Below are 23,040 nucleotides of genomic sequence, written 5' to 3' on the forward strand. Positions count from 1 at the left end.
CGTTGTGTTGGGTGACAGTTAGACATTATGCCAAGCAGCGAACTAAACCACTTGGTCTTCACGCTGACGCAGCCACACCCTTGCTGCCTCAGCATCCAATTCAATTTGTTGTTTTAAAGCGTCGAAAGAGTCAAACTTATGCTCATCTCGCAGCTTATGTAAAAGCACTATTTCAAGCTGTTTGCCGTATAAATTGGCATGAAAGTCGAATAAATGTACTTCGAGTTGTTGGCGCACGCCATTCACAGTCGGTCGATTGCCAATGTTCGCCACGCCGCCGACAGGTCTATCCCCCAAGCCTAGCGCTTGAACCACATACACGCCTGATACAGGTGAGACACTGCGTTTCAGGGGAATATTTGCAGTAGGGAAGCCAATCGTTCGACCTAGCTTGCGACCATGAGATACACGCCCACTGATACTGTAATCACGCCCTAGCATTCGCGCAGCTGCGTCAAGCTTATCTAGCGCAAGCGCTTCTCGGATCGCAGTGCTACTCACGCGCAGTTTCTGAAGACAAAAACTGTGAGTACTGACGACTTCAAAGCCAAACTTTTTGCCCGCTTCTTTGAGCATGGCAAAGTTGCCTTCTCTTCCACGCCCGAAACAAAAATCGTCGCCAACGACCAGAAACTTAACACCCAAACGCGTTACCAACAAGTCACTAATAAACTCGTCAGCGGTTTGGTTGGCAAACTGGTGATTAAAGTTTACACACAGCAATCTCGCAATATCTAATTTGCTCAGTTGGACAAACTTGTCACGAAGTCGAGTCAGCCTAGCTGGCACATTCTCTTTAGCAAACAACTCCAGGGGTTGTGGGTCAAAGGTCATCACCGTCGCAGGCAAGCCTAATTCTCTTGCCTTTTCGGATACTTGGCGTAAAACCGCTTGATGCCCTAGATGCACACCATCGAAGTTTCCGATCGTCAAAACACACCCTGAATGATGTGACTTTATGTTGTGAATGCCTCGAATCAATTCCATTGGAAGCTGCTAAAAACCTGTATTTGATATTTATGTTGCGTGAAACCGACGGATTATATACTAATCAACCTTACTCTGTCGCTGCTTTTAAGTCTTTTAAACGTACACCCAAAATCATGAGAGTCACAAGGTAGACACTGGCACCTAAAGCGATCAAAGCAGTTAGCCACATAACACGCTCGGCGAAATGCCACTCTAGCCACGCTTGCATCTCTTCAAGTTGCCATAAGATCGCAGCGACCATCAGCCCACCAGCAATCACCAGCTTGGTAATGAACAGCAAGGTTTTACGAGTCAACTGGTACACACCAGCAAGGTGCAAACCTCTATATAGAAGAGACATGTTCACAAACGCAGAAAGCGCAGTAGCAATCGCCAAACCAACATAGCCATAAAACCAAGCAAAAATGGCGTTGAAGACCATGTTCGTTACCATTGCAATAATTCCGTACTTAACGGGGGTTTTGGTGTCTTGACGCGAGTAGTAGCCCGGAGCCAGAACTTTAATCAACATAAAGTTAAGCAAGCCTGACGCGTAAGCGACCAAAGACATTGACGCAAACTGCACATCTTGCGGGCTAAACTCACCTCGCATAAACAACACCATCAACATCGGCTTGGCCAACACCATCAGCCCTAACATGGCTGGAATACCAAGTAAAGTCACCATCCGTACCCCCCAGTCCATCGTGTGGGCAAAACCGTGGCTTTGTGCATCGACATGTTTACGAGACAGGGCTGGCAAAATGACCGTCGCAATCGCAATGCCAAACAATCCAAGCGGAAACTCGAGTAAACGGTCAGAGTAGTAAAGCCAACTGATCGATCCCGTTTGCAGAAAACTGGCAATAAAAGTGTCAAACAGTAAGTTGATTTGGCTAACGGATACCCCAAACAATGCAGGGATCATCAAGGTGCGAATTTTTACTACCCCAGGATCCCGCCAGCCCCACTGGGGTTTAACCATGACACCCGCTTTGATTAAAAACGGCAACTGGAACAAAAATTGGACTAACCCGCCAAGAAATACCCCGATGGCCAATCCGATTTCAGGTTGTGATAACTGCGGAGCAATAAACCACGCAGAGAGAATAATCATGACATTAAGGAACACAGGGGTAAAAGAAGAGACCGCAAACTTACCCATGGTATTGAGAATGGCACCTGAAAGCGCAACGAAAGTAATAAACCAGAGATATGGGAAGGTAATTTTGAGCATAAAACTCGCGAGCTCAAACTTCTCCGCTGATGGACCGCCATTCATCCAGTCTAAAAACCAACCAAAACCAAACAGCGCGGTAACAACACCTGAACCTAAAACACCCAAAAGCGTGACTATTGAGACAATGACTCCGAGCGTCCCTGCCGCTCGAGCGATCAACTGGCGCGTTTTATCCATATCGCCACTGGCGTGATATTCCGTTAAAACGGGAACAAAGGCCTGTGAAAAAGCACCTTCAGCAAAAAGTCGACGCAGAAAATTGGGGATTTTGTTTGCAAAGAAGAAGACGTCAGCGCTAGCACCCGCTCCCATTAAATTTGCGACAACCACATCACGCACTAAACCCAACACGCGTGAAATCAAAGTCATAGCACTGACAATCATGCCTGACTTTAGAAGACGTTTACTCACAGTTACCTCAGAAAATCGCGAATACTAATAATAATGTGCCTATCTTATTCACGAATAACTCGTCGAGAGCAGATTAGTATTAGCATTGAAAAAAAAATACTGATAGAATCCCCGCCATCTTAACCGTGAAGACCCTTCTAATCCAAAATTTGTTTGGCTTCGATTGGTTTTTGCACAAATTATTTGACATTTAAGCGCAAATGAGGGATAGTCCTCGCCCTTAAATTGTCACCGAACTAAGTTTTTGGGAGTTAGACCCTTGGCAAATAGTAAATCTGCTAAGAAGCGCGCTATCCAGGCTGAGAAACGTCGTCAGCACAACGCTAGCCGTCGCTCAATGATGCGTACTTACATGAAGAAAACTGTTGCTGCTATCGAAGCAGGCGACAAAGAAGCTGCAACTGCTGCATTCGCTGCAGTTACACCAATCCTAGACCGCATGGCGACTAAAGGCCTTATTCACAAGAATAAAGCAGCTCGTCACAAGTCTCGCTTCTCTGCTGCAATCAAAGCTCTTTAATAGAACTCTGATTTCCAGTGAAGAAAAAAACCGGCTAACGCCGGTTTTTTTATGTCTGCAATTTACGCATGTAAATAAAAAAGAGGCTATCGCCTCCTCTTTCGTTTTATTGACTGCAATACAAACTATGCAGTAGTTGGATCATCGACTTGACCTCTTCACTGCTCAATGTGTAATACACCGTTTGCGCTTCTTTTCGAGTGTGTACCAAGCCATCACGCCTTAACCATGCTAGGTGCTGAGACAATGCTGACTGACTCAGTTCTAGTTTGTTGCACAGTTCACCGACCGAAAGCTCATTGTTATGTAGTAAACATAATATTTGGAGCCTTCTTTCATTCGCCATTGCTTTCAGTAGCACAACTGCTTTGGCAGAATTTTGTTCCATCTCTTGTAAATTCATCGGCCAGTACCTCTTGAAGCCAAACTAGGAGTCGCTGATAACGCGCGTATGACCACGACGGAATGTGGCACGATTAGCACATATGACTTGCTTTGGTGGATCACACTAAAATTTAATATTGACAATATTAATCGATTTGTAACAAGTAATCTATTTGTTATAAATGAAATCATCATTTAAACAGTGAGATGAAGTCCGCGTCACACACATTTTTTACCGCTGGATGCTGGATCATACGCTCAGCAAAGATGACATAATACTCTTCTTTTAACTCATCGATATGACCGATCAGTTGTAGAGGAAGATCGCTTTCAACTTCTGTCATATAAAGCGAAGGCGCTAAGAAAATGACATCATGATGGTATCGCGCAAAAGCTTTCATCAAGGCAACATCATCAAACTCACCTAAAATGTTTGGCTTAAGCCCTTGCCTGTCAAACCACTGCAATACCTTTCGGCCCATTGCCGTTCGGCTGCCAGGAATCAACAATTTTCTCTGTTCAAGTACTGCTGGGAACTGCACATCATCCACATTACCAGAACAGAAGAAGCTCATATTACACTCACCAAGCTTCTTACTGTACAAACCTGGGCTTTGGCTCGAATCCACAGGACAATCAGACAGAATCATATCCAGCTTGTGCTGCGATAACTGCTCAAGCAACATTTCGTGGGTCGATTCAAAACAGCGAAGGTGAATACTGCTATCAGGCGGTACCGTTGTCATGAGAATTTTACTCACTAACCGTTTAGAGAGCGCATCTGCAACACCAACATCAAACAAGATATTGGATCGCTGACTGTAGTTCACAATATCCAGCATCTCATAGCTAAGACCAAACATTCGATCAGCATACTTAAACACAAGCTGACCTAGCTCTGTTGGCTCGACACTACGACCATTTCGTTTGGTCAACTTTCCATCCATGCGCTCTTCTAACGCTTTAATCTGACCCGTTACGGTTTGTGGAGTAAGAAACAGAGCATCCGCCGCTTTCGTAACAGAGCCTTGTTTACACACCATCCAGAAGTAATAAAGGTGGTTATAATTGAGGTGGGACATAGTGTTAACTCAAGATAAAGTGAATGCTTAGGTTATAGCAAATCCACTCAATGACAACAACGATTCGGCAAAAACGAAGGCATCGTCATTATATTATGATTTTACCGAAAAATAGCTCTTCATTCTTGTCTTACAACTGTCATATAGCAGTGATAAACAAGTGCTAAATGACAAAATCATTGATAAAAACCCAATAAAACTCGAGCAAAACAAAGGTAAAAATAAAACAGTAAAATCAACACCTTAAAGCCAATGTAAAACATTAACTACACCCCAAAAACGACCATAGCCGCAAAAAAAGTGTTATTACACACAACTGTAATATTACTGAAATATTTCCCCTCTAACATCGCCCTCAGTTTCAACAACAGACCAAACAAGATTTAAACGGTCCACGGAGAAAAATTATGAACCAAGCTACTACTACAGCAGCACCAATCTCGAGCACGGCTCGCTGGTTACGCTGGGCTAACTTGGCATTCATGTTGTACCTACTACTTTTAGCAGTATCAATGGTAGGCAGCGGTTTTAAATGGGCGACAGGTGATCAAGCCAAGGTTTTATTTGAATTCGCGTCTCACCCAGTAGCAGGTTTGATGATCGGTCTAGTGGCGACAGCACTTATCCAATCTTCAAGTACAGTTACTTCAATTATCGTGGGCCTTGTTGCCGGCGGTCTTCCGGTCGAAACAGCCATCCCTATGGTGATGGGTGCAAACATCGGTACAACAGTGACCAATACTCTGGTATCTCTTGGTCACGTGCGTTGCAAAGAAGAGTTTAAACGCGCATTTGCAAGTGCAACAATCCATGACTTCTTTAACCTTCTTGCGGTAATTATTTTCCTACCTCTAGAAATGATGTTTGGCATCCTTGATAAGATCTCACACTGGCTAGTCTCTCCATTCCTAGCAACAGGTGACATGAGCATCAAAGGACTTAACTTCATTAAGCCAATTACTAAACCTGTCGTTAGCGCTGTAAAAGAGCCACTATCAACATTTGGTGACCAAGTCGGTGGTGTGCTGCTTATCGTCTTGGGTATCGCGACAATCTTCGTTGCGATTACAGTGATGGGCAAACTGATGAAGAGCCTAATGGTTGGTCGTGCTCGTGAGATTCTAAAGAATGCGATCGGTCGTGGTCCAATTCACGGTATCGTGTCAGGTTCAATCGTTACTGTACTGGTTCAGTCATCTTCAACGACAACGAGCTTGATGGTACCACTGGTCGGTTCTGGTGTTCTAAAAGTACGTGATGTTTACCCATTCACTCTAGGTGCAAACATCGGTACATGTATTACGGCACTTCTAGCTGCGACAGCGGTATCTGGTGAGTTTGCAGTGTTCGCATTACAGATTGCACTTGTTCACCTAGTGTTTAACATCATGGCAACGGTATTCATCTTCGGTATTCCGTTCCTACGCGAACTACCAGTGAAAGGCGCTGACTTCATCTCTGACATGGCAGTGAAGAACAAAGCGGTTGTCGCGGGTTACCTTCTAGCAGTCTTCGTTGTACTGCCAGGAACAATCCTAGCGCTAACCACTTAAGCATCACCGATTCCCTTTAGAGCCCACGAAGTATCGTGGGCTTTTTTATTCCTGCTGTTTGCAATTAGAAACTTAAAGGGGTAGAGGGACAAAACGACTTAGGCAAGAGGAGTTTTATGTGGGCGAGCTAAATAGTACCCTTGATAAAAGTCGATATCACAAGACTGGCAATGGGATAACATTGCTTGATTCTCTATTCCTTCCGCGATAATCAAGGAACGGGTTGAGCGACCAAGACTTATCGCCTGTTCGATACCATGGCATCCGGTCTCCACAGCATTCACAACTAAACTTCTGTCCAGCTTCAAAAAGCTCGGCTGCACTATTTTTACTCTGTGTTCTGTAGAGCTTTTTACACCGAAGTCGTCAACCGCTACTCGAATATTCACACTCTCTAACGCCTTTACCCCGCTCACCGCCAGTTGATAATCGTGACTTTGAAGTTCTATTAGCTCATAAATGATCTGTTCTGGTTTTAGCTGTAATGCATCCAACTTCTGCAACAAACTCTCGATGGCAAAGGAATCATTAGAGATCAGCTCAAATACAACAGGAGCAACGTTGATAAAAATACACTTAGAGCGGTAAATAGAGCGTGCGAAGTTAATCACATGAATGGCTGCGCACATATAGGTGCTGTAGAGCAACGCGTCATCATCTTGCTCAAGCGATTTAAAGTAGTGATCCGTCCGGACAAGGTCGCCGTTGTTGTCGTAGATACGAGCCAACGCCTCTACACCAAAAATATCCATGCTACGGTCATAAATCGGCTGAAAAAAGCTGTGGAACATCAGACCATTGTGTTGAATATAGGCACACCCAAATTCATCCCATTGAATCTGCTTGGCGACGGTATCTCTCAGTTTTCGATAATCACATTCCATCAATCACACAACCTTATACAACACAGCATGTTAATTTTTAAAGTAATGTTAACATACAAATTACTCAGCAATGGACGGATAACCTTGTCGCATTATTGATAAGATGCTGCTTTATAAGAGAAATGAGACGTAGCGAGGAAAAAAGGGGCAAGCGGTTGGGGATAAAAAATGGCTTGGTCGTATGATCGGAACAACCAAGCCACTGATTCAATTCGTAAGTCAATTAAACAGAAAACGGATATTTTATTGCATCATGATGTTCGTAGCCTTCGACCCAAAAATCATCCAATGTTACCCAGGTTTCTAGATCTTCAAGAGACTTAATATTTGGGTTGATGTGGAAGGTCGGCGCTTTTAGTGGCTCGCGCTTAAGCTGCACATCACGCATCAACTCAAGCTGGTCTTCATAAATGTGAGCGTTGACGATCTTATGGTAGGCCTGCCCCGGCTTTTTCCCCGTAATCTGAGCCATGACCGCCAAAAACACATACACTTGAACCATATTAAAGTTAAGGCCCAGAGGGACATCACAAGAGCGCTGCGTGCTGTTGAGGTGTAAGGTATCACCAAGCAACGAGAAATGATGGCTGTACATACACGGGCGTAAGCACCCCATATGGAACTCACCAGGGTTGTAGAAGTTTAGGATCTCACCACGGTCATCAACGCCACGAGTGAGGTCGTCGACAATTTTGCGTAATTGGTCAATATGGCCACCATCAGGCTTAGCCCAAGCACGCCCTTGTACGCCGTAAACACGCCCCATATCATCCTCACCTTTGCGGTACGGATTATTTAACCATGCTTCATTCAGGTTCGCATTCGCATCCCAAGTTTTGGTTCCAAGCTTACGGAAGTCTTCCGCGTTATCATAACCTCGGATATAACCTAGTAGCTCGGCAACCGCTGCTTTCCAAAAGCTCTTGCGCGTGGTGACGAGGGGAAACTGGTTGTTGGCAACATCATAGGTTAAGTCAGCGTTGATGACGGTCAAACAGCGTTTACCGGTACGCTCATTTTCAATCCACTCACCATGTTCGACAATTCGCTGACAGAGTTCTAAATACTGTTTCACACCAATTCCTTACTTCGTTTGTTGCGGGAGTTCGTCTTTGTAGTAGCCACGTTTATACGCCCAAGCGACCAGAAGGCCACCAATGATCACCATCGGCAACGATAGAATTTGTCCCATAGAGATAAAGCCACCGAACAAACCTAAGTGCGCATCAGGCTCACGAACGTATTCAACGAGGAAACGGAATGTACCATATCCCGCCAAAAATAGCCCTGAAACAGCGCCCAGTGGTCGAGGCTTTTTAATAAACCAGTTCAAGATGAAGAATAGAACAATCCCTTCTAGGAACATTTCATAGAGCTGTGAAGGGTGACGCGGCAGTGGGCCACCATTCGGGAAAACAAACGCCCAAGGAACATCGGTTACACGCCCCCAAAGCTCACTGTTCATGAAGTTGCCAAGTCGACCCATACCAAGGCCAAATGGCACTAACGGCGCAATAAAGTCTGCAACGCCAAAGAAAGTTCGACCGTTTTTCTTGGCGTACCAGAACATCGCGGTGATCACACCTAACAATCCACCGTGAAATGACATGCCTCCGGTCCATACTTTGAACAAGTAAAGCGGGTCTTGCAGAAACAAGTCAAAGTTGTAGAACAATACATACCCTACTCGACCACCAACAACGACGCCTAAAAAGCCCGCAAACAACAAATCTGACACTTGCTCACGTGTCCAACCGCTACCAGGTTTATCCGCTCGGCGATTCGCAAGCCAAAGCGCAAAAGCAAAACCAACGAGGTACATAAGCCCGTACCAACGAATAGATAAAGGGCCAATAGAGACCAATACAGGATCTATATTAGGAAATTCAAGATATCCCTGAGACATAGGATTATTACTCTTAGATGTTCAAAATTACGATAGGTATAGATGAGAGTGCATCACAGTAACATAGTTCCTGCGACAAAGATTAAAAATAGGGCAAAGATTTTCTTCAACCGCACCGTCGGCATAGTCGAGGCAAGGCGAGCACCAAATCGAGTCGTTATCATAGAGGTCGCGGTGATGCCAACTAATGCCGGCAAATAGACATAACCTAAACTGTAGGCTGGCAGTACCTCTGCTTTATAGCCATGAAGAATAAACCCCAACATTCCAGATAACGCTATAAAACATCCGCAAACCGAGGAAGATCCCACCGCTTTGCGCATCTCGATGCCATGACGATTCAAAAACGGAACCGACAATGAACCACCGCCAATTCCAGCAAGACTCGAGACAATGCCGATCCCCGCACCGATCGCCATTGTCACACTGCTGTTTGGCATGGAGCGTTGAGTTTTCCCCCGAATCGAGAACAGCATTTGGATGGATAGGCACAGCACAATGACACCAAACACCTTAGGTAAATACTGCGAAGGAACCCATTCCGCCACGTTGGCCCCTAGAAAGCCGCCGATGACAACTCCCGGCATTAGCCATTTAACGACAAACATGTCCACGTTGCCCAGCTTAAAGTGGTTATATGCCGACGATCCCGATGTGACAATGATTGACGCCAGAGAGGTTGCCAGCGCCATCTGCATCGCAATGTTCGCGTCAATGCCCGCCATGGGTAAGAGGAACATCAAAGCTGGTACCACAATCAGCCCGCCGCCAATCCCCAATAGACCAGCCATGATACCAACCACACTACCTAAAAGCAGCAACAGGGCAAAAAACTCGATATTTACCATGATTTCTATCGTTTACCTGCACGGATAAAGCCTGCAAAGCCTTTATCTTCAAAGAAAGTTTGCATCATATTATAAATATCATTGCCATAAGGTTGCATCAGAGCTTTGTCAGCAAGTTGCTTCAGCTCCTGGCTGTCAGTATGCCGCAATAAGTATTTTACTTTCGCCACATTGGAGGTGTTCATGCTTAAGCTTCGATAACCTAACCCGACCATTAACAGCGCCCCAATCGGATCGCCCGCTAGTTCCCCACAAATACAAACAGGTAGCTTGAGCTGTTGACACATAAGCTGAATATGATTGAGCGCCATCACCACCGCGGGGTGCATCGATTCATACACATCCGATACACGTGCATTATTTCGATCAACCGCCAACAAATACTGCGTTAAGTCGTTAGTACCAATGGAAACAAAGTCCACTTTTTCGGCAATCAAAGGCAACAGATAGATCATCGAAGGCACTTCAATCATCACGCCAATGTCGGGCATTTGGATTCGAGAATCGAGCTCAACAACCTCTCGATAGGCACGCTCGATCAGGTCAATAGCATCATCTAGTTCCTGTGCTCCAGACACCATTGGCAACAAGATACTCAGGTTTTGGCTATTTGCACTTGCCTTCATCATGGCACGGATTTGCATGAGGAAAATGTCTGGGTGATCCAGTGTAAAACGAATACCGCGCCACCCCAAAAATGGATTGTCTTCTTCGATAGGAAGGTAAGGAAGCGCTTTGTCTCCGCCAACATCGAGGGTGCGCATCACCACCCGCTTGTCCGGATAGGTATTGAGTACCGCTTGATATTGTTGAGTTTGTTCTTCTTCTGATGGAAAACGATGCTGGAGCAAAAAGGAAATCTCAGTTCGATATAATCCGACCCCATCAACACCTTGGTTAACGGCGATATTAGCATCTGCGCTTAAACCTGCATTAAGCATAACCTCGATTCGCTGACCGTCTCGAGTACACGCAGGCTCTAAGATTCGCTGATTGACCATGGTCGCGAGCTCTCGCTCTTCATTGACCAGCGACGTGTAGGCTCGGAGTAATTGACGGCTGGGCGAGACTAATATCTTACCGCTGTAACCATCTACAACCCCTTGTTTGCCATTGATGTTCTTTAAATTGACGTTTGCACCCATAACGGCAGGGATCCCGAGCGCACGGGAGAGAATCGCAGCGTGTGAGTTGGCTGCACCTTCAATCGACACCACCGCCAACAACATATCTTTGGGAATAGAAGCTAGAATTGTCGCCGTAAGTTCTCTGACGACTAAGATCACCGGCTTTTCTAAAGCTGGCTGCTCTTTTTCAGTGTTATGAAGGAAGTAAAGTAGTCGTTGGCCTAACTCTCGAATATCTTGAGCTCGCTCTCTCAGGTAGACATCTGACATTCGAGCGAATCGATTCGAATAGCTCTCAACAACTTGACGTAATGCCCAGTCAGCACGATCGCCTTTTTGAATTTGCGCTTTAAGATCTTTACGCAACATCGGATCATTGAGTAAATGCGTAAACAAGTCAAAAATAGCCAGCGCATCTTTGTTGATCTCACTATCGAGCTTCTTGCGCATACGCCGAAAGTCACTCAATGCAGCTTCAACCGCTAATAGCAAGATTTCCTGCTCGCGTTCGATGTCTAGTGTTGAGGCAGGGTACACATCCGTGAGTTCTGGTTGAGTATCGTCTAGCCAAAACTCTCCAATCGCCACACCACTCGACGCAGGGACCCCTTTCATCGCAAGCTGTTTCTTTTCTAAACGCCATTGACCTTGCGTTTGAGCATGCGCAATGATCACCGCAAGCTGTGCCGCTAAGGTGACTAAAAAGGACTCTTCCATCTCGTCAAACTGGCGGGGCGTCTTTTGCTGAACGACCAAGACCCCTAAAACCTGTTTGCGGTGGATAATCGGCGTACCAAGAAAGCTGTGGTAAATTTCTTCACCTAGCTCAGAGAAGTATTTGAAGTTTGGATGCTTAGAAGCTTCTGCAATATTGAGAGGCTCAGCCGTGCGCTTTACCAGACCGACCAAGCCCTCATTAAATCCAATGCGAATTTTGTCGCCTTTGAAACGTAAACCTTGCGTCGCCATCAACTCAAGGCGCTGCATTTCTTCATTGGCGAGATAGATAGTACAACATTCGGTGCTCATGGCACTGCACGTCTGCTTAACCAAGATATCCAAAGCCTGATGTACATCTTCGACTTTGGAAACCTGTTCAACTATTTCCCTTAGTTGAGAAAGCATGTCTATCCTCTTCTATGTTTGCGCTTGTTCTTGCTTCTACGCTCTTTAAACGGCATTGCCATGGAGGCAAACTCTTTCATCGCTCGGCGATATACATCGCGCTTGAAAGAAACGACTTGTCGTACAGGATACCAATAACTCACCCAACGCCAACCATCGAATTCAGGGGAACTGCCGCGCAGCATATTGATTCGTGACTCATCACAATCTAAACGCAGCAGAAACCATTTCTGTTTTTGACCGATACAAACAGGTTTGGAATCCCAGCGAACCAGTCGTTTGGGTAACTTATATCTTAACCAATGACGACTTGTTGCTACGATCTTTACATCCTTCTTAGTTAGACCAACCTCTTCATAGAGCTCGCGGTACATCGCTTGCTCAGGGGTTTCACCTTCATCAATTCCCCCTTGAGGAAACTGCCAAGAGTGTTGTCCGTATCGTTTAGCCCAGAAGACCTGACCATGGTTGTTACAAATTACAATTCCCACATTTAAGCGGTAACCATCGCCATCTATCACTGGCCAACCTCTAATAAAATCTTTAATTACAGTGATTTTTCCACATATCCCCAATTGGAGCAAACTTACTAGTGTGACTAAGGCGGAAAATATCGCTCACCAAACACAATATGAATAACTTTTGAGCAGAACACCTCTTATGCACAACGCAATGAGACATAGACCACATTTATTCACCTTTTCTGTGTATAACCATGTGAAAAATCCACATCAAAGTGATCACTTTATCGACAACAAGGACGCTTAAGCACAACTCCTCTTCTAAAATAAAAAAACAAAACAATTAAAATCAAAAACTTAACCGGAAACACTACAGGTAATGAGACAATCTACTCTAGTAATGTTCGGCAAAAATCAGATCGGTCAAAGATCCACCACCAACAGTTTTATCCACACCTCATATTGAGGAATGCAACTTTCAAGAGAAACTGCAAGTAAATAATCACTCTAAAACCCCTGTTTATTCATACACACCCAAGAACACGGCAACAGGAACCCCTTCCTCCTGTGGATAACTACTTGATAGACGATCTTTTACGCGAAATGATCAAACTTCGCACAGCGAACCCGGTGCGCTTCCGTTACAATAAAGACAGAATTATTGAATTGCGAATAGTATGAAACCAGAACCACAATCCGAATCTGAACTGCTAGAGCGCGCATGGAGTGTTGCCGGACTTTCATTTGCAGAGCTTGCCCAAGAAGCCAAAATGACGGTTCCACCTGATTTACGTCGAGATAAAGGATGGGTTGGACAACTACTCGAATGGCACCTAGGCGCTACAGCAGGCAGTAAACCTCAGCAGGACTTTGAAAGCCTGGGTATTGAGCTTAAAACCATCCCCATTAGCTACACAGGCAAACCGCTAGAGACCACCTTTGTTTGTGTTGCTCCACTTGTTGGCATACATGGGCTGAGTTGGGAAAACAGCCATGTCCGGAACAAACTGTCTCGAGTCCTGTGGGTACCCGTTGAAGGTGAGCGAGAGATCCCACTGGCAGAAAGACGTGTCGGCTCCCCTCTTATCTGGTCACCGACTCAAGAAGAAGAACTTCAACTGAAAACTGATTGGGAAGAGCTGATGGACCTCATCGTCACAGGCCATGTTGAACAAATCACCGCAAGGCATGGTGAAGTCCTACAACTGCGGCCAAAAGCGGCCAATGGCCGAGCATTAACCGAAGCGTATGGCGCCAGCGGAAGAATCATCAAGACACGCCCAAGAGGGTTCTATCTGCGAACCCAGTTCACGGCTGCGCTTCTAGAAAGCAACTACGCTTAGTGTGTGACTAGCGACAACTCTATATCGTGATATAACGGGCCATCAGTCGATCCACACTCATCGTAAGCATTGTGCAAGCGCAAATAAGCACGCTCGACCCCCAGACGAGTTAATTCCTCTTTGACTCGCTCTAACGATTCAAAGTGAATCGGCTCGTCATTGACCTTTAGTGGCTCCAACTTGTGCTTATACTCAACTGCTAACAAATATTGAGAAAGGTCCGAACAACTGATCACAAACACTTTTGGCGGCTGATAAGAATCTTTGTGGTAACCATGTATCCACTTATCTAACTGAGTCATGTTCATAATTCACCTCCATTATTCATATTAGCCAAAGCCAATAATTTTGCGAAATTGTTAACAGTGCCAATTCCTTCCCACAACGGAATCCCCTATATTGGATGGATAAAAATAATGAAACTGAGGAAGGCCCATGCAATACAACAAGTTACCTCACTCAACGTTAGAAGTGAGCCAAATATGCCTTGGCACAATGACGTTTGGGGTGCAGAACTCTGAGCAAGATGCATTTCGCCAGCTCGATTTTGCACTTGAAAGAGGTGTGAACTTTATCGACACCGCAGAGATGTACCCAGTACCTCCAAGCGCACAGACTCAAGGGGCGACAGAACAACACATCGGAAATTGGCTAAAGCACTCAGGCAAAAGAGAAAAAGTTGTCTTGGCGACCAAAGTAGCAGGGCCAAGAAACATGCCGCACATTCGCGACAATATGAAGCTAGACAGGCGCAACATTCACCTCGCAATCGATGATAGCTTACGCAGACTACAAACTGACTATGTCGATCTTTATCAAATTCATTGGCCCCAACGCCAAACGAACTGCTTTGGTCAACTAAACTACCCTTATCCAACAGAGCAAGAAGAAGTCACATTAGTTGAGACGCTAGAAGCGTTGGCAGAGCTGATTAAAGCGGGCAAAGTTCGCTATATCGGCGTGTCTAACGAAACACCTTGGGGCGTGATGACGTTATTGAGATTAGCCGAAAAGCATGAACTGCCAAGAATTGTCTCGATTCAGAACCCGTACAACTTACTCAATCGTAGCTTTGAGGTCGGACTATCGGAGATTAGTCACTATGAAGGCGTTCAGCTACTCGCATATTCACCGCTTGCCTTTGGTACATTGAGTGGCAAGTACTTGGACGGTCAACGCCCTGAAGGCGCTCGATGCTCGCTATTCGAACGTTTTGTCCGCTACTTCACGCCACAAGGAATTGAAGCTACGGCTGCGTATGTTAACTTGGCTCGAGAACATGGATTAGATCCCGCTCAAATGGCACTCGCCTTTGTGAATCAACGTCCTTTTGTCGCATCCAACATTATCGGAGCAACAACCATCGAGCAGCTAGAATCGAATATAAACAGTCTTGATGTCGTACTGACAGATGAGTTGCTTCAGGGGCTGCAAGAGATTGGGACGACATACTCCAATCCTTGCCCATAATTGCCAGCTACTTAGGTAGCTAGCTAAGATATCTTTGGGCTGGCGAAGCAAGCCAGCCCAATAGATTACGTAGGTATTCGCGCACTTAAAACACGACGAAGGTGACGAACACGGCGTTCTGCTGTAACACTTTCAGGCTCACGAAGGCCCACAGGACGACCATCTTTCTCTAAACCAATGTCTCGCAACAAGTGTGCATTTTCCCACGGAATATCAAAGCTACTGCGTCTAACTCGACGCTTCCACTCTCGCTCTTCACGACGTAGATCAGCTTTTACCAACACTGTGGCTAATTTTAGGTATACAGAATGACTCATGAGTTTTCTCCAGTTGAGTTGTAGCTGGGGAAAAGTCAACGAATCCAAAAAAATGTTGGATGTACTCTAATTCGCTGCTTTCCCGCAGCCAATTAAAGATAATTTGGATACGGACTAATTACATTTTGGGTGTATCTTTGCGATCGTTTGAGGCTTTTCGAGCATGATCAGCCGCAGATGCAAATGCACCGAGTTCGAAAGACGCACAATTCATTTGGGTAACATTGAAATGTTTCATGGTGCGCCTCCTAGCTATGTATTAATCCGATAAAGTGAAGTGGGTATGAGCTCTAGCTCATGATTAAATTCTAAACATCATGATTATTAATTCAACTAATTTATAACCAAAAGTTTTAATTAAAACTTTTCAGCTATAAACACTATGTGAACAGCCATCATTTGAAATATTAATCGTGTCGATAACATAATGACGGTGGATAATTTTACTACGTTAACAAAAAAGCCGCACATAAACGCGCGGCTTTAATTTACAAAACAATCAGTTATACAGTGACATCACTGATCAGATTGTGTTTGTTTAACAAACGGTACATCGTTGCACGCGATACACCTAGCTCTTTAGCAGCCATTGAGACTTGACCAGAATGAGACTCTAACACCAGCAATAATGCATCCCGCTCACTGCGCTCACGGATACTCTTCAGGCTGCGTTTGCCATCACTACGTTTAGGCAAATCGAGGTGCTGATCATCAAGCATTACCGTATCAGACATCAACACGACACGTTTGATCTGGTTCATTAGTTCACGAACATTACCTGGCCAATGGTAACGAGTTAAAGCACGTACTGCATCTTCAGTAAAACTGCGTGCTTGCGCGTTGTACTCTTTTGAGTATTCCTGCAGGAAGTGACGTGCCAAAATAGCGATGTCTCCTGCTCGCTCTTTCAAGCTCGGAACATTAATACGCAACACATTGATATAGTGGTACAGCTCTTCATTGAAGTCACCATCAATTAAGGCTTTTTCGATATCCGCTGAGTTAGCAGCAAGAATACGAACATCCACCTCTTGACGACCATTCACCGTATCAACGGTGCCTTCTTGTAAAAAGCGAAGCAAATTGACCTGCTGAGACTTAGGAAGCGTCAAAATATCATTGAGTAGGATGGTGCCACCGTCTGCTTTTTCTAAGATAGAGGGTTCCGCGGGATCTTCACGGTTGATACCAAACAGATCACTTTCAATACGACGCTCTGACATCGCACGACAGTTCACAGAGATAAACTCTTTGTTCACTCGAGAAGACGTTTTGTGAACCGCGCGAGCCACCGTCTCCTTACCAGTACCACTCTCGCCGTAAATAAGAATACTGACATCCGTTGGACCAATTCGTTTAATTTGGTCTCTCAATCTCTTCATCGGAATCGAGTCACCGATGAGTCCCATATCACTGGTGTTGCCGTAATGTGGCCATACTTTCTTCTCTAATTTGAGCATTCCCAATTGATGGCCAATTGTGCTCAGCAACTGCGCATCAGGAATCGGAGCGGTAAAGAAGTCGATACAGAAGTTAACGATAAACTGGCAAATCGTATCGGAGCTCAGCTGGGATTCACGGATAAATGCTAACCATCGAACCTGTTTGTGATTGCTTACAAGGTTGGCAATACCATTGAGGCTAAACTCATCGTGACTGAGGTCTACGATACCAATACACGGCCCTGTTTCAGCGAACAACGCATCTGCCTTGCGCAAGTCTGCGCATTGTGTACATCTCCAACCAACTTGTTCTAATACTGAAAGCCATGGTTCGTAGGTACCTCCAACGACAATAAGAGACCCAGGAACGGAATCCATTCGGAACTGACTACCCATACGGCTTAATCCTTATTATTGATAACACCAATGCAGTGCCATAGAAGGCACATCAATTTAGATGGTTACATTATAGAGACTCAGGCAGAGAATCTGTCTCACAAATAAGACTACAGGTTGGTTAGCGTTTTTTCCACTCGTTGTGGGAGTGATTTCAAAGAATATATTCGTGTTACATGGGAAAACAGCATCTATTTATATCAACATCAGTACGATATAAATGAACCAGACTTTGCTTTAATTTAGCTCTAAACGATTAATAAGAGGTCATTTTTTCATTTTATTCTGAATCAGCAACACCATGAACCGTCTTATTTTGGAGACAAGACAATAAAAAAGTCACCCGAAGGTGACTTTTCTTGGTAAACGTTTTGCTTACATTACGCTTGTGGACGCATCGCTGGGAATAGGATTACGTCACGGATTGTGTGCGTGTTTGTGAACAACATCGCTAGACGGTCGATACCGATACCTTGACCCGCTGTTGGCGGTAGGCCGTGCTCTAGTGCAGTGATGTAATCTGCATCGTAGTACATTGCTTCATCATCACCTGCGTCTTTCGCGTCAACCTGTGCTTTAAAGCGTGCATCTTGGTCTTCTGCATCGTTAAGCTCTGAGAAGCCGTTTGCTACTTCACGACCACCGATAAAGAACTCGAAACGGTCAGTGAAGAATGGGTTGTCATCGCTACGACGCGCTAGTGGAGAGATATCCGCTGGGTAGCCAGTGATGAAGGTTGGTTGAATTAGCTGAGGCTCAGCCGTTTCACCAAAGATCTCTTCAAGAAGCTGACCACATGTCCAGAAAGACTCCACTTCAACGTGCACAGACTTCGCAATCGCAACCATCTTTTCACGGTCAGTTAGATCCGCTTCTGTTAGTGCTTGGATTTCAGCGTGGTCTGGGTTGTAGTGTTTGATCGCTTCAAACATGCTCATGCGAGCGTACTTACCACCAAACTCTACAGTCTCATCACCGTAAGGCATAGACGTTGAACCTAGAACGTCCATAGCAACCGTGCTTAGCATCTCTTCAGTCAGATCCATCAGATCTTTGTAGTCAGCGTACGCTTGGTAGAATTCCATCATAGTGAATTCTGGGTTGTGACGCGGAGAAAGACCTTCGTTACGGAAGTTACGGTTGATCTCGAATACACGGTCAAAACCACCTACTACTAGACGCTTAAGGTAAAGCTCAGGAGCAACACGTAGGTACATGTCGATGTCTAGTGCGTTGTGGTGAGTGATGAATGGACGAGCCGTTGCACCACCTGGGATCACGTGCATCATTGGCGTTTCAACTTCTAGGTAGCCTTTTGAGCTCATGAAGTTACGGATAGCCGATACAAGCTTAGAACGGATGATGAACGCTTGACGAGAGTCTTCGTTGACGATTAGGTCAACGTAACGCTGACGGTAACGCATTTCTTGGTCAGTCAGACCGTGGAACTTCTCTGGAAGTGGACGAAGTGCTTTCGTTAGCAGCTCGTAAGATTCCATGTTCACGTAAAGGTCGCCTTTACCTGACTTGTGAAGTGCACCTTTAACACCGATGATGTCACCGATATCTAGGCCTTGATATTTCTCTTTCAGCTCTTTTTGCACATCTTTTGCAGCGTATGCTTGAATACGGCCAGATGTTTCTTGAATCGCTAGGAATGGACCACGTTTCGCCATTACACGACCAGCGATTGCAACAACGTGGTTTAGCTCTTCTAGCTCTTCCTTCGTCTTTTCACCGAATTCCGCTTGAAGATCGCCTGCTAGGTGCTCACGACGGAAATCATTTGGGTGACCGTTTGCTTTGCAGCTCTGGCGGATATGGTCCAGTTTGCTACGACGCTCAGCGATCAGCTTGTTTTCTTCTTGTGTGTTTTCGTTTTGAACAGCATCAGTCATTTTCGATGTATCCTGTTTCTTAAGTGTCGGTGAAAAGCTTAAAGGCCTGACTTCAGGCTAGCTTCAATAAATTTGTCTAAGTCGCCGTCAAGAACCGCTTGAGTATTGCGGTTTTCAACGCCTGTACGTAGATCTTTGATGCGCGAGTCATCAAGTACGTAAGAGCGGATTTGGCTACCCCAACCGATGTCAGATTTTGCATCTTCATTGGCTTGCTTCTCTGCGTTTTGCTTTTGAATCTCTAATTCAAACAGTTTTGCACGAAGCTGCTTCATCGCTTGGTCTTTGTTCTTATGCTGAGAACGATCATTCTGACATTGCACCACAGTATTTGTTGGTACGTGGGTAATACGTACCGCCGATTCCGTGGTGTTAACGTGCTGACCACCCGCACCTGATGCACGGTATACGTCAATGCGTAGGTCAGAAGGGTTAATGTCGATGTCGATGTTGTCATCAATCTCTGGGTAAATAAACGCAGAAGCAAACGAAGTATGGCGACGACCGCTCGAGTCAAATGGCGATTTACGAACCAGACGGTGAACACCAGTCTCAGTGCGTAGCCAACCGTAAGCGTATTCGCCAGAAATCTTAACCGTTGCACCTTTAAGACCTGCCACTTCACCTTCTGATACTTCGATAACCTCGGTCTTAAAGCCTTTCGCTTCAGCCCAACGAAGGTACATACGTAGCATCATTGAAGTCCAGTCTTGCGCTTCAGTACCACCTGAACCTGACTGCAAATCGATGTAGCAGTCTGATGCATCGTGGTCACCTGAGAACATACGGCGGAATTCAAGCTTCTCTAGCTTCGCTTCTAGCTCTGCCAGTTCCGGTTCGATTTCGTCAAACGTTTCTTGATCTTCTTCTTCAACGGCAAGCTCTAAAAGACCATCAACGTCTTCAACACCTTGCTCAAGTTGATCAATGGTTTCAACAACCGCTTCGAGTGCAGAACGCTCTTTACCCAAAGCTTGTGCTCGCTCTGGTTCGTTCCACACATCCGGCTGTTCTAGTTCTGCGTTGACTTCTTCTAGACGCTCTTGCTTAGCGTCATAGTCAAAGATACCCCCTCAGGACATTGGTGCGCTCAGACACGTCCTTTAGGCGGTTTTTAATAGGATTGATTTCAAACATGTTTGCTCAACATTTATGAGTAGAATTTAACCGAAGAATTGTACTCAAAAGTGTGACGAAGATACAGGAATTTTTTATCAGCGAATAAAAATCCGATGCAATAAAAAATCCCCTGCTACGCCTTACGTAACAGGGGATCTTTGATTCAAATTTATTGCGTGATTATGCGGTTTCTTCCGCTAATTCGACTTGCTCAGATTTGCCGATGAACAACATGCAAACCATCGCAGCAACAGTCGGCATTAGCCACCCCATGCCCACCTCAAAGAGAGGCAGCATGCTTAGTGCAGAAACATCAACACCCGCGACTTTTGCCGCATCAATAAGCGCGAACATCAAAGAGACAAGAATAACCACACGGTACGCCACTTTCGGGTTTGGTAGCTTTTTGCGAATAAACGTCAATGCAACCAGCGCAATCGCGACAGGGTAAAGGGCGAACAGAACTGGCACAGAAAGTGAAATAAGCTGCGACAAACCAACATTTGCCACCGTTGCACACGCGACACCAATAATGACAACCCACGCTTTGTAAGCGACTGGAGTGATCGAGCTGAAGTAGTCAGAACACGCAGAAATGATACCGATCGCCGTTGTTAAACACGCAAGAAGCACGATCACTGACAGTACAATTTGGCCATATGGACCAAACAGAGACTGCACATACATACTAAGAATGGCACCACCGTTATCAGCACCTACGGCAACAGCAGCACTGGTCGCACCAAGGTAGAACAGTGAAACGTAAACAAATGCCAAGCCCGCAGCGGCAACAAGCGCTGCGCTGATCAGATATTTGGCTGTCGCACTTTGATCTTGGACGCCTTTTTTACGAAGGGCATCAACGATAAGACCACCAAACATCAAAGACGCGAAGGTATCCATTGTGTTGTAACCTTCAAGGAAGCCTTTTTGCAGTGGATGCGTTAGGTATTCACCTTGCGCGGCAATCATCTCACCTTGTGGATCGATAAATACAGCTGCAGCAAGAATAATCAACCCGATGAAAAGGACTGGCGTTAATACCTTACCGATCACGTCAATCAATTTACCTTGAGACCAAGCGAACGACATCGCTACTACAAAGAATAAGATTGAGAAAATCGTTAAGTGTAGCTGAGCTGCGTCAGCAAAAAACGGCTTAATCGCCATTTCATAGGCTACAAGACCAGTACGAGGTGCTGCAAATGCAGGACCGATGATAATGAAGATCAGTACTGCGATGGTCATCGCAGCGCGCTTCGGTAGATCTTTTGTCAGATGATCCCAAGAGCCACCAGCGACAGCGATAGCAACGATGGTAATAAGAGGTAGACCTACTGCTGTCAAAAGGAAGCCAGTCATGGCTGGAATTAAGTTTTCACCAGCTAATTGACCGGCGAGTGGTGGAAAGATGATGTTACCTGCACCTAAAAAGAATGCGAAAAGCATAAAGCCAACCGCAATAATGTCTGATATTTTTAAAGTCTGCTTCACAGCTAACCCTTACATTTCTATTAATATGATGTTGTGTTTGTTGAAAGGTCGAATATGCCTTTCAATCGATAAATTAAGGCGCGCATAATGACGAAATACTCATCTATCCGCAACCGAAAGGCCAAAAACACCATATAAATTTATAACAACAGTAAATTTGCAGCACATATCACTATTTTAAAAAACTAACGCAGCAAGATTAACCAATCATTTTCAAAAACAACCAGCAAACAAATAGAACAAAAAACCAAACAAACCATTAACAACAGATCAAATAACTCAAAAACAACACCAATACCGACAAACATAAAACTTCATGAAAAAAACAAAAAGCTTTGAGTTTAAGCAGTTCAAAATCACCGGCGGCCTCTCGGGCATGCCAGTCAGTACCGATGGCGTTTTGCTTGGCGCCTGGGCTAACCTCAGCCAGGTAGATTTCTTACTCGATATAGGTACAGGAACGGGGTTACTGGCATTAATGTGTGCGCAGAGAAAACCCACTCTAACCATCGATGCTATTGATATCGACCAAAACGCATGTGACGCAGCGATAAGTAATTTTTCCAACTCCCCTTGGCAAGACAGGCTCACGCTTCATCAAGGTGACATACTAAACGCAGAGTTTAGCCATCGCTTTGATGCCATCATTTGCAACCCGCCTTACTTCAATAGCGGAGAAAAGGCACAAGACACTAGCCGAGCAATCGCTCGCCACACCGACACACTCAATCACTCTTCGTTACTTACTCGCTGTTGGGAACGACTCACAGCTCAAGGCAAAGCCAGTTTTGTCCTCCCTGCCACTGAAGGAGAGGCCTTTATCTCACTTGCCATCGATCAGGGTTGGCATGTGCAGCGCTTGTGCAGAGTCAAAACTACAGAAATGAAAGCAGTAAGTAGGCTTTTGATTCAAATAGGAAAAGAGCCTATAGGTTGTGAAACGTTCGAACTCACGATTCGTACCGCAGATGGCTACAGTGACGCGTTTATCCAACTAACAAAGGCGTTTTATCTAAAGATGTAGAAAATAAGGTGTGATCCTTGTCACCGA

At 45.2% G+C, this 23,040-nt stretch carries 21 protein-coding genes; 5 read left to right on the forward strand and 16 right to left on the reverse strand.

From position 1 onward, the window contains the following. Positions 1-42: 42 nt before the first annotated feature. On the reverse strand, positions 43-987 hold the full coding sequence (ribF, locus tag OH458_RS16840; RefSeq protein WP_269979194.1) for a bifunctional riboflavin kinase/FAD synthetase: 945 nt from the start codon (positions 985-987) through the stop codon (positions 43-45). 70 nt (positions 988-1,057) lie between these two features. Next, on the reverse strand, positions 1,058-2,620 hold the full coding sequence (murJ, locus tag OH458_RS16845) for a murein biosynthesis integral membrane protein MurJ (protein WP_269979195.1): 1,563 nt from the start codon (positions 2,618-2,620) through the stop codon (positions 1,058-1,060). Between the two features lie 259 nt (positions 2,621-2,879). Here murJ and rpsT point away from each other — a divergent pair, with 259 nt between their 5' ends. Further along, positions 2,880-3,140, forward strand: coding sequence for a 30S ribosomal protein S20 (gene rpsT / locus OH458_RS16850; RefSeq protein ID WP_008077153.1), 261 nt, complete (start codon positions 2,880-2,882; stop codon positions 3,138-3,140). Between the two features lie 106 nt (positions 3,141-3,246). Here the strand turns inward: rpsT and OH458_RS16855 are convergent, their stop codons facing one another. After that, positions 3,247-3,543 carry an ArsR/SmtB family transcription factor gene (locus tag OH458_RS16855; RefSeq protein ID WP_038137489.1) on the reverse strand — a complete coding sequence of 99 codons (297 nt, stop codon included), beginning with the start codon at positions 3,541-3,543 and terminating at the stop codon, positions 3,247-3,249. A gap of 172 nt (positions 3,544-3,715) precedes the next feature. Continuing rightward, positions 3,716-4,606 (reverse strand): transcriptional activator NhaR, encoded by an 891-nt coding sequence (nhaR, locus tag OH458_RS16860; RefSeq protein WP_038137491.1) that lies wholly within the window; start codon positions 4,604-4,606, stop codon positions 3,716-3,718. Positions 4,607-5,013: 407 nt separating this feature from the next. On the opposite strand from nhaR, the gene OH458_RS16865 reads away from it, so the two are divergent. Next, the gene (locus OH458_RS16865; RefSeq protein WP_038137494.1) at positions 5,014-6,159 is read left to right on the forward strand and encodes a Na/Pi symporter; all 1,146 of its coding nucleotides are present in this window, start codon (positions 5,014-5,016) and stop codon (positions 6,157-6,159) included. Between the two features lie 98 nt (positions 6,160-6,257). Here OH458_RS16865 and OH458_RS16870 read toward each other — a convergent pair whose 3' ends face one another. From OH458_RS16870 to rppH, 6 genes are all read right to left on the reverse strand, one after another. Beyond that, the gene (locus OH458_RS16870; protein ID WP_269979196.1) at positions 6,258-7,043 is read right to left on the reverse strand and encodes an EAL domain-containing protein; all 786 of its coding nucleotides are present in this window, start codon (positions 7,041-7,043) and stop codon (positions 6,258-6,260) included. Positions 7,044-7,266: 223 nt separating this feature from the next. Further along, positions 7,267-8,118: a thymidylate synthase gene (locus OH458_RS16875; protein WP_269979197.1), complete on the reverse strand. Its 852-nt coding sequence runs from the start codon at positions 8,116-8,118 to the stop codon at positions 7,267-7,269. Between the two features lie 9 nt (positions 8,119-8,127). Further along, a complete protein-coding gene (gene lgt, locus OH458_RS16880; RefSeq protein ID WP_038137498.1) occupies positions 8,128-8,949 on the reverse strand; it encodes a prolipoprotein diacylglyceryl transferase in 822 nt (273 codons plus the stop codon). Positions 8,950-9,002: 53 nt separating this feature from the next. Continuing rightward, entirely contained in the window at positions 9,003-9,797 is a 795-nt protein-coding gene (locus tag OH458_RS16885; protein ID WP_269979198.1) for a sulfite exporter TauE/SafE family protein, read from the reverse strand. A gap of 5 nt (positions 9,798-9,802) precedes the next feature. Further along, positions 9,803-12,049, reverse strand: a complete 2,247-nt coding sequence (gene ptsP / locus OH458_RS16890) for a phosphoenolpyruvate--protein phosphotransferase (protein WP_269979199.1) — start codon at positions 12,047-12,049, stop codon at positions 9,803-9,805. Positions 12,050-12,051: 2 nt separating this feature from the next. Then, complete coding sequence (gene rppH, locus OH458_RS16895) at positions 12,052-12,570, reverse strand: RNA pyrophosphohydrolase (RefSeq protein ID WP_005476957.1); 519 nt, start codon at positions 12,568-12,570, stop codon at positions 12,052-12,054. 617 nt (positions 12,571-13,187) lie between these two features. Here rppH and mutH point away from each other — a divergent pair. After that, positions 13,188-13,853: a DNA mismatch repair endonuclease MutH gene (gene mutH, locus OH458_RS16900; protein WP_269979200.1), complete on the forward strand. Its 666-nt coding sequence runs from the start codon at positions 13,188-13,190 to the stop codon at positions 13,851-13,853. Here the strand turns inward: mutH and OH458_RS16905 are convergent. Further along, positions 13,850-14,161 carry a DUF6482 family protein gene (locus OH458_RS16905; RefSeq protein ID WP_038191253.1) on the reverse strand — a complete coding sequence of 104 codons (312 nt, stop codon included), beginning with the start codon at positions 14,159-14,161 and terminating at the stop codon, positions 13,850-13,852. The two genes, mutH and OH458_RS16905, sit on opposite strands and share 4 nt — an antisense overlap. 127 nt (positions 14,162-14,288) lie before the next feature. Between OH458_RS16905 and OH458_RS16910 the strand changes: the two genes are divergently transcribed. Next, positions 14,289-15,323 carry an NADP(H)-dependent aldo-keto reductase gene (locus OH458_RS16910; RefSeq protein WP_269979201.1) on the forward strand — a complete coding sequence of 345 codons (1,035 nt, stop codon included), beginning with the start codon at positions 14,289-14,291 and terminating at the stop codon, positions 15,321-15,323. A gap of 65 nt (positions 15,324-15,388) precedes the next feature. Here the strand turns inward: OH458_RS16910 and OH458_RS16915 are convergent, their stop codons facing one another. From OH458_RS16915 to brnQ, 5 genes are all read right to left on the reverse strand, one after another. Beyond that, positions 15,389-15,640, reverse strand: a complete 252-nt coding sequence (locus OH458_RS16915) for a hypothetical protein (protein ID WP_038137511.1) — start codon at positions 15,638-15,640, stop codon at positions 15,389-15,391. 503 nt (positions 15,641-16,143) lie between these two features. Beyond that, on the reverse strand, positions 16,144-17,478 hold the full coding sequence (vpsR, locus tag OH458_RS16920; RefSeq protein ID WP_269979202.1) for a cyclic-di-GMP-binding transcriptional regulator VpsR: 1,335 nt from the start codon (positions 17,476-17,478) through the stop codon (positions 16,144-16,146). Between the two features lie 380 nt (positions 17,479-17,858). After that, positions 17,859-19,376, reverse strand: a complete 1,518-nt coding sequence (lysS, locus tag OH458_RS16925; protein WP_269979203.1) for a lysine--tRNA ligase — start codon at positions 19,374-19,376, stop codon at positions 17,859-17,861. Positions 19,377-19,414: 38 nt separating this feature from the next. Then, positions 19,415-20,513 (reverse strand): peptide chain release factor 2 gene (gene prfB, locus OH458_RS16930; RefSeq protein WP_126575070.1). Its coding sequence is split into 2 segments (ribosomal slippage): positions 19,415-20,437 and positions 20,439-20,513, totalling 1,098 coding nucleotides; the frame shifts between segments, so codons are not numbered across the junction. 162 nt (positions 20,514-20,675) lie between these two features. Continuing rightward, complete coding sequence (gene brnQ / locus OH458_RS16935; RefSeq protein ID WP_269979204.1) at positions 20,676-21,989, reverse strand: branched-chain amino acid transport system II carrier protein; 1,314 nt, start codon at positions 21,987-21,989, stop codon at positions 20,676-20,678. 316 nt (positions 21,990-22,305) lie between these two features. Between brnQ and OH458_RS16940 the strand changes: the two genes are divergently transcribed. Then, on the forward strand, positions 22,306-23,013 hold the full coding sequence (locus OH458_RS16940) for a tRNA1(Val) (adenine(37)-N6)-methyltransferase (protein WP_269979205.1): 708 nt from the start codon (positions 22,306-22,308) through the stop codon (positions 23,011-23,013). The last annotated feature ends 27 nt before the right edge of the window (positions 23,014-23,040 follow it).

Source organism: Vibrio sp. MarTm2 (assembly GCF_027587055.1).
GTDB lineage: Bacteria > Pseudomonadota > Gammaproteobacteria > Enterobacterales > Vibrionaceae > Vibrio > Vibrio sinaloensis_D.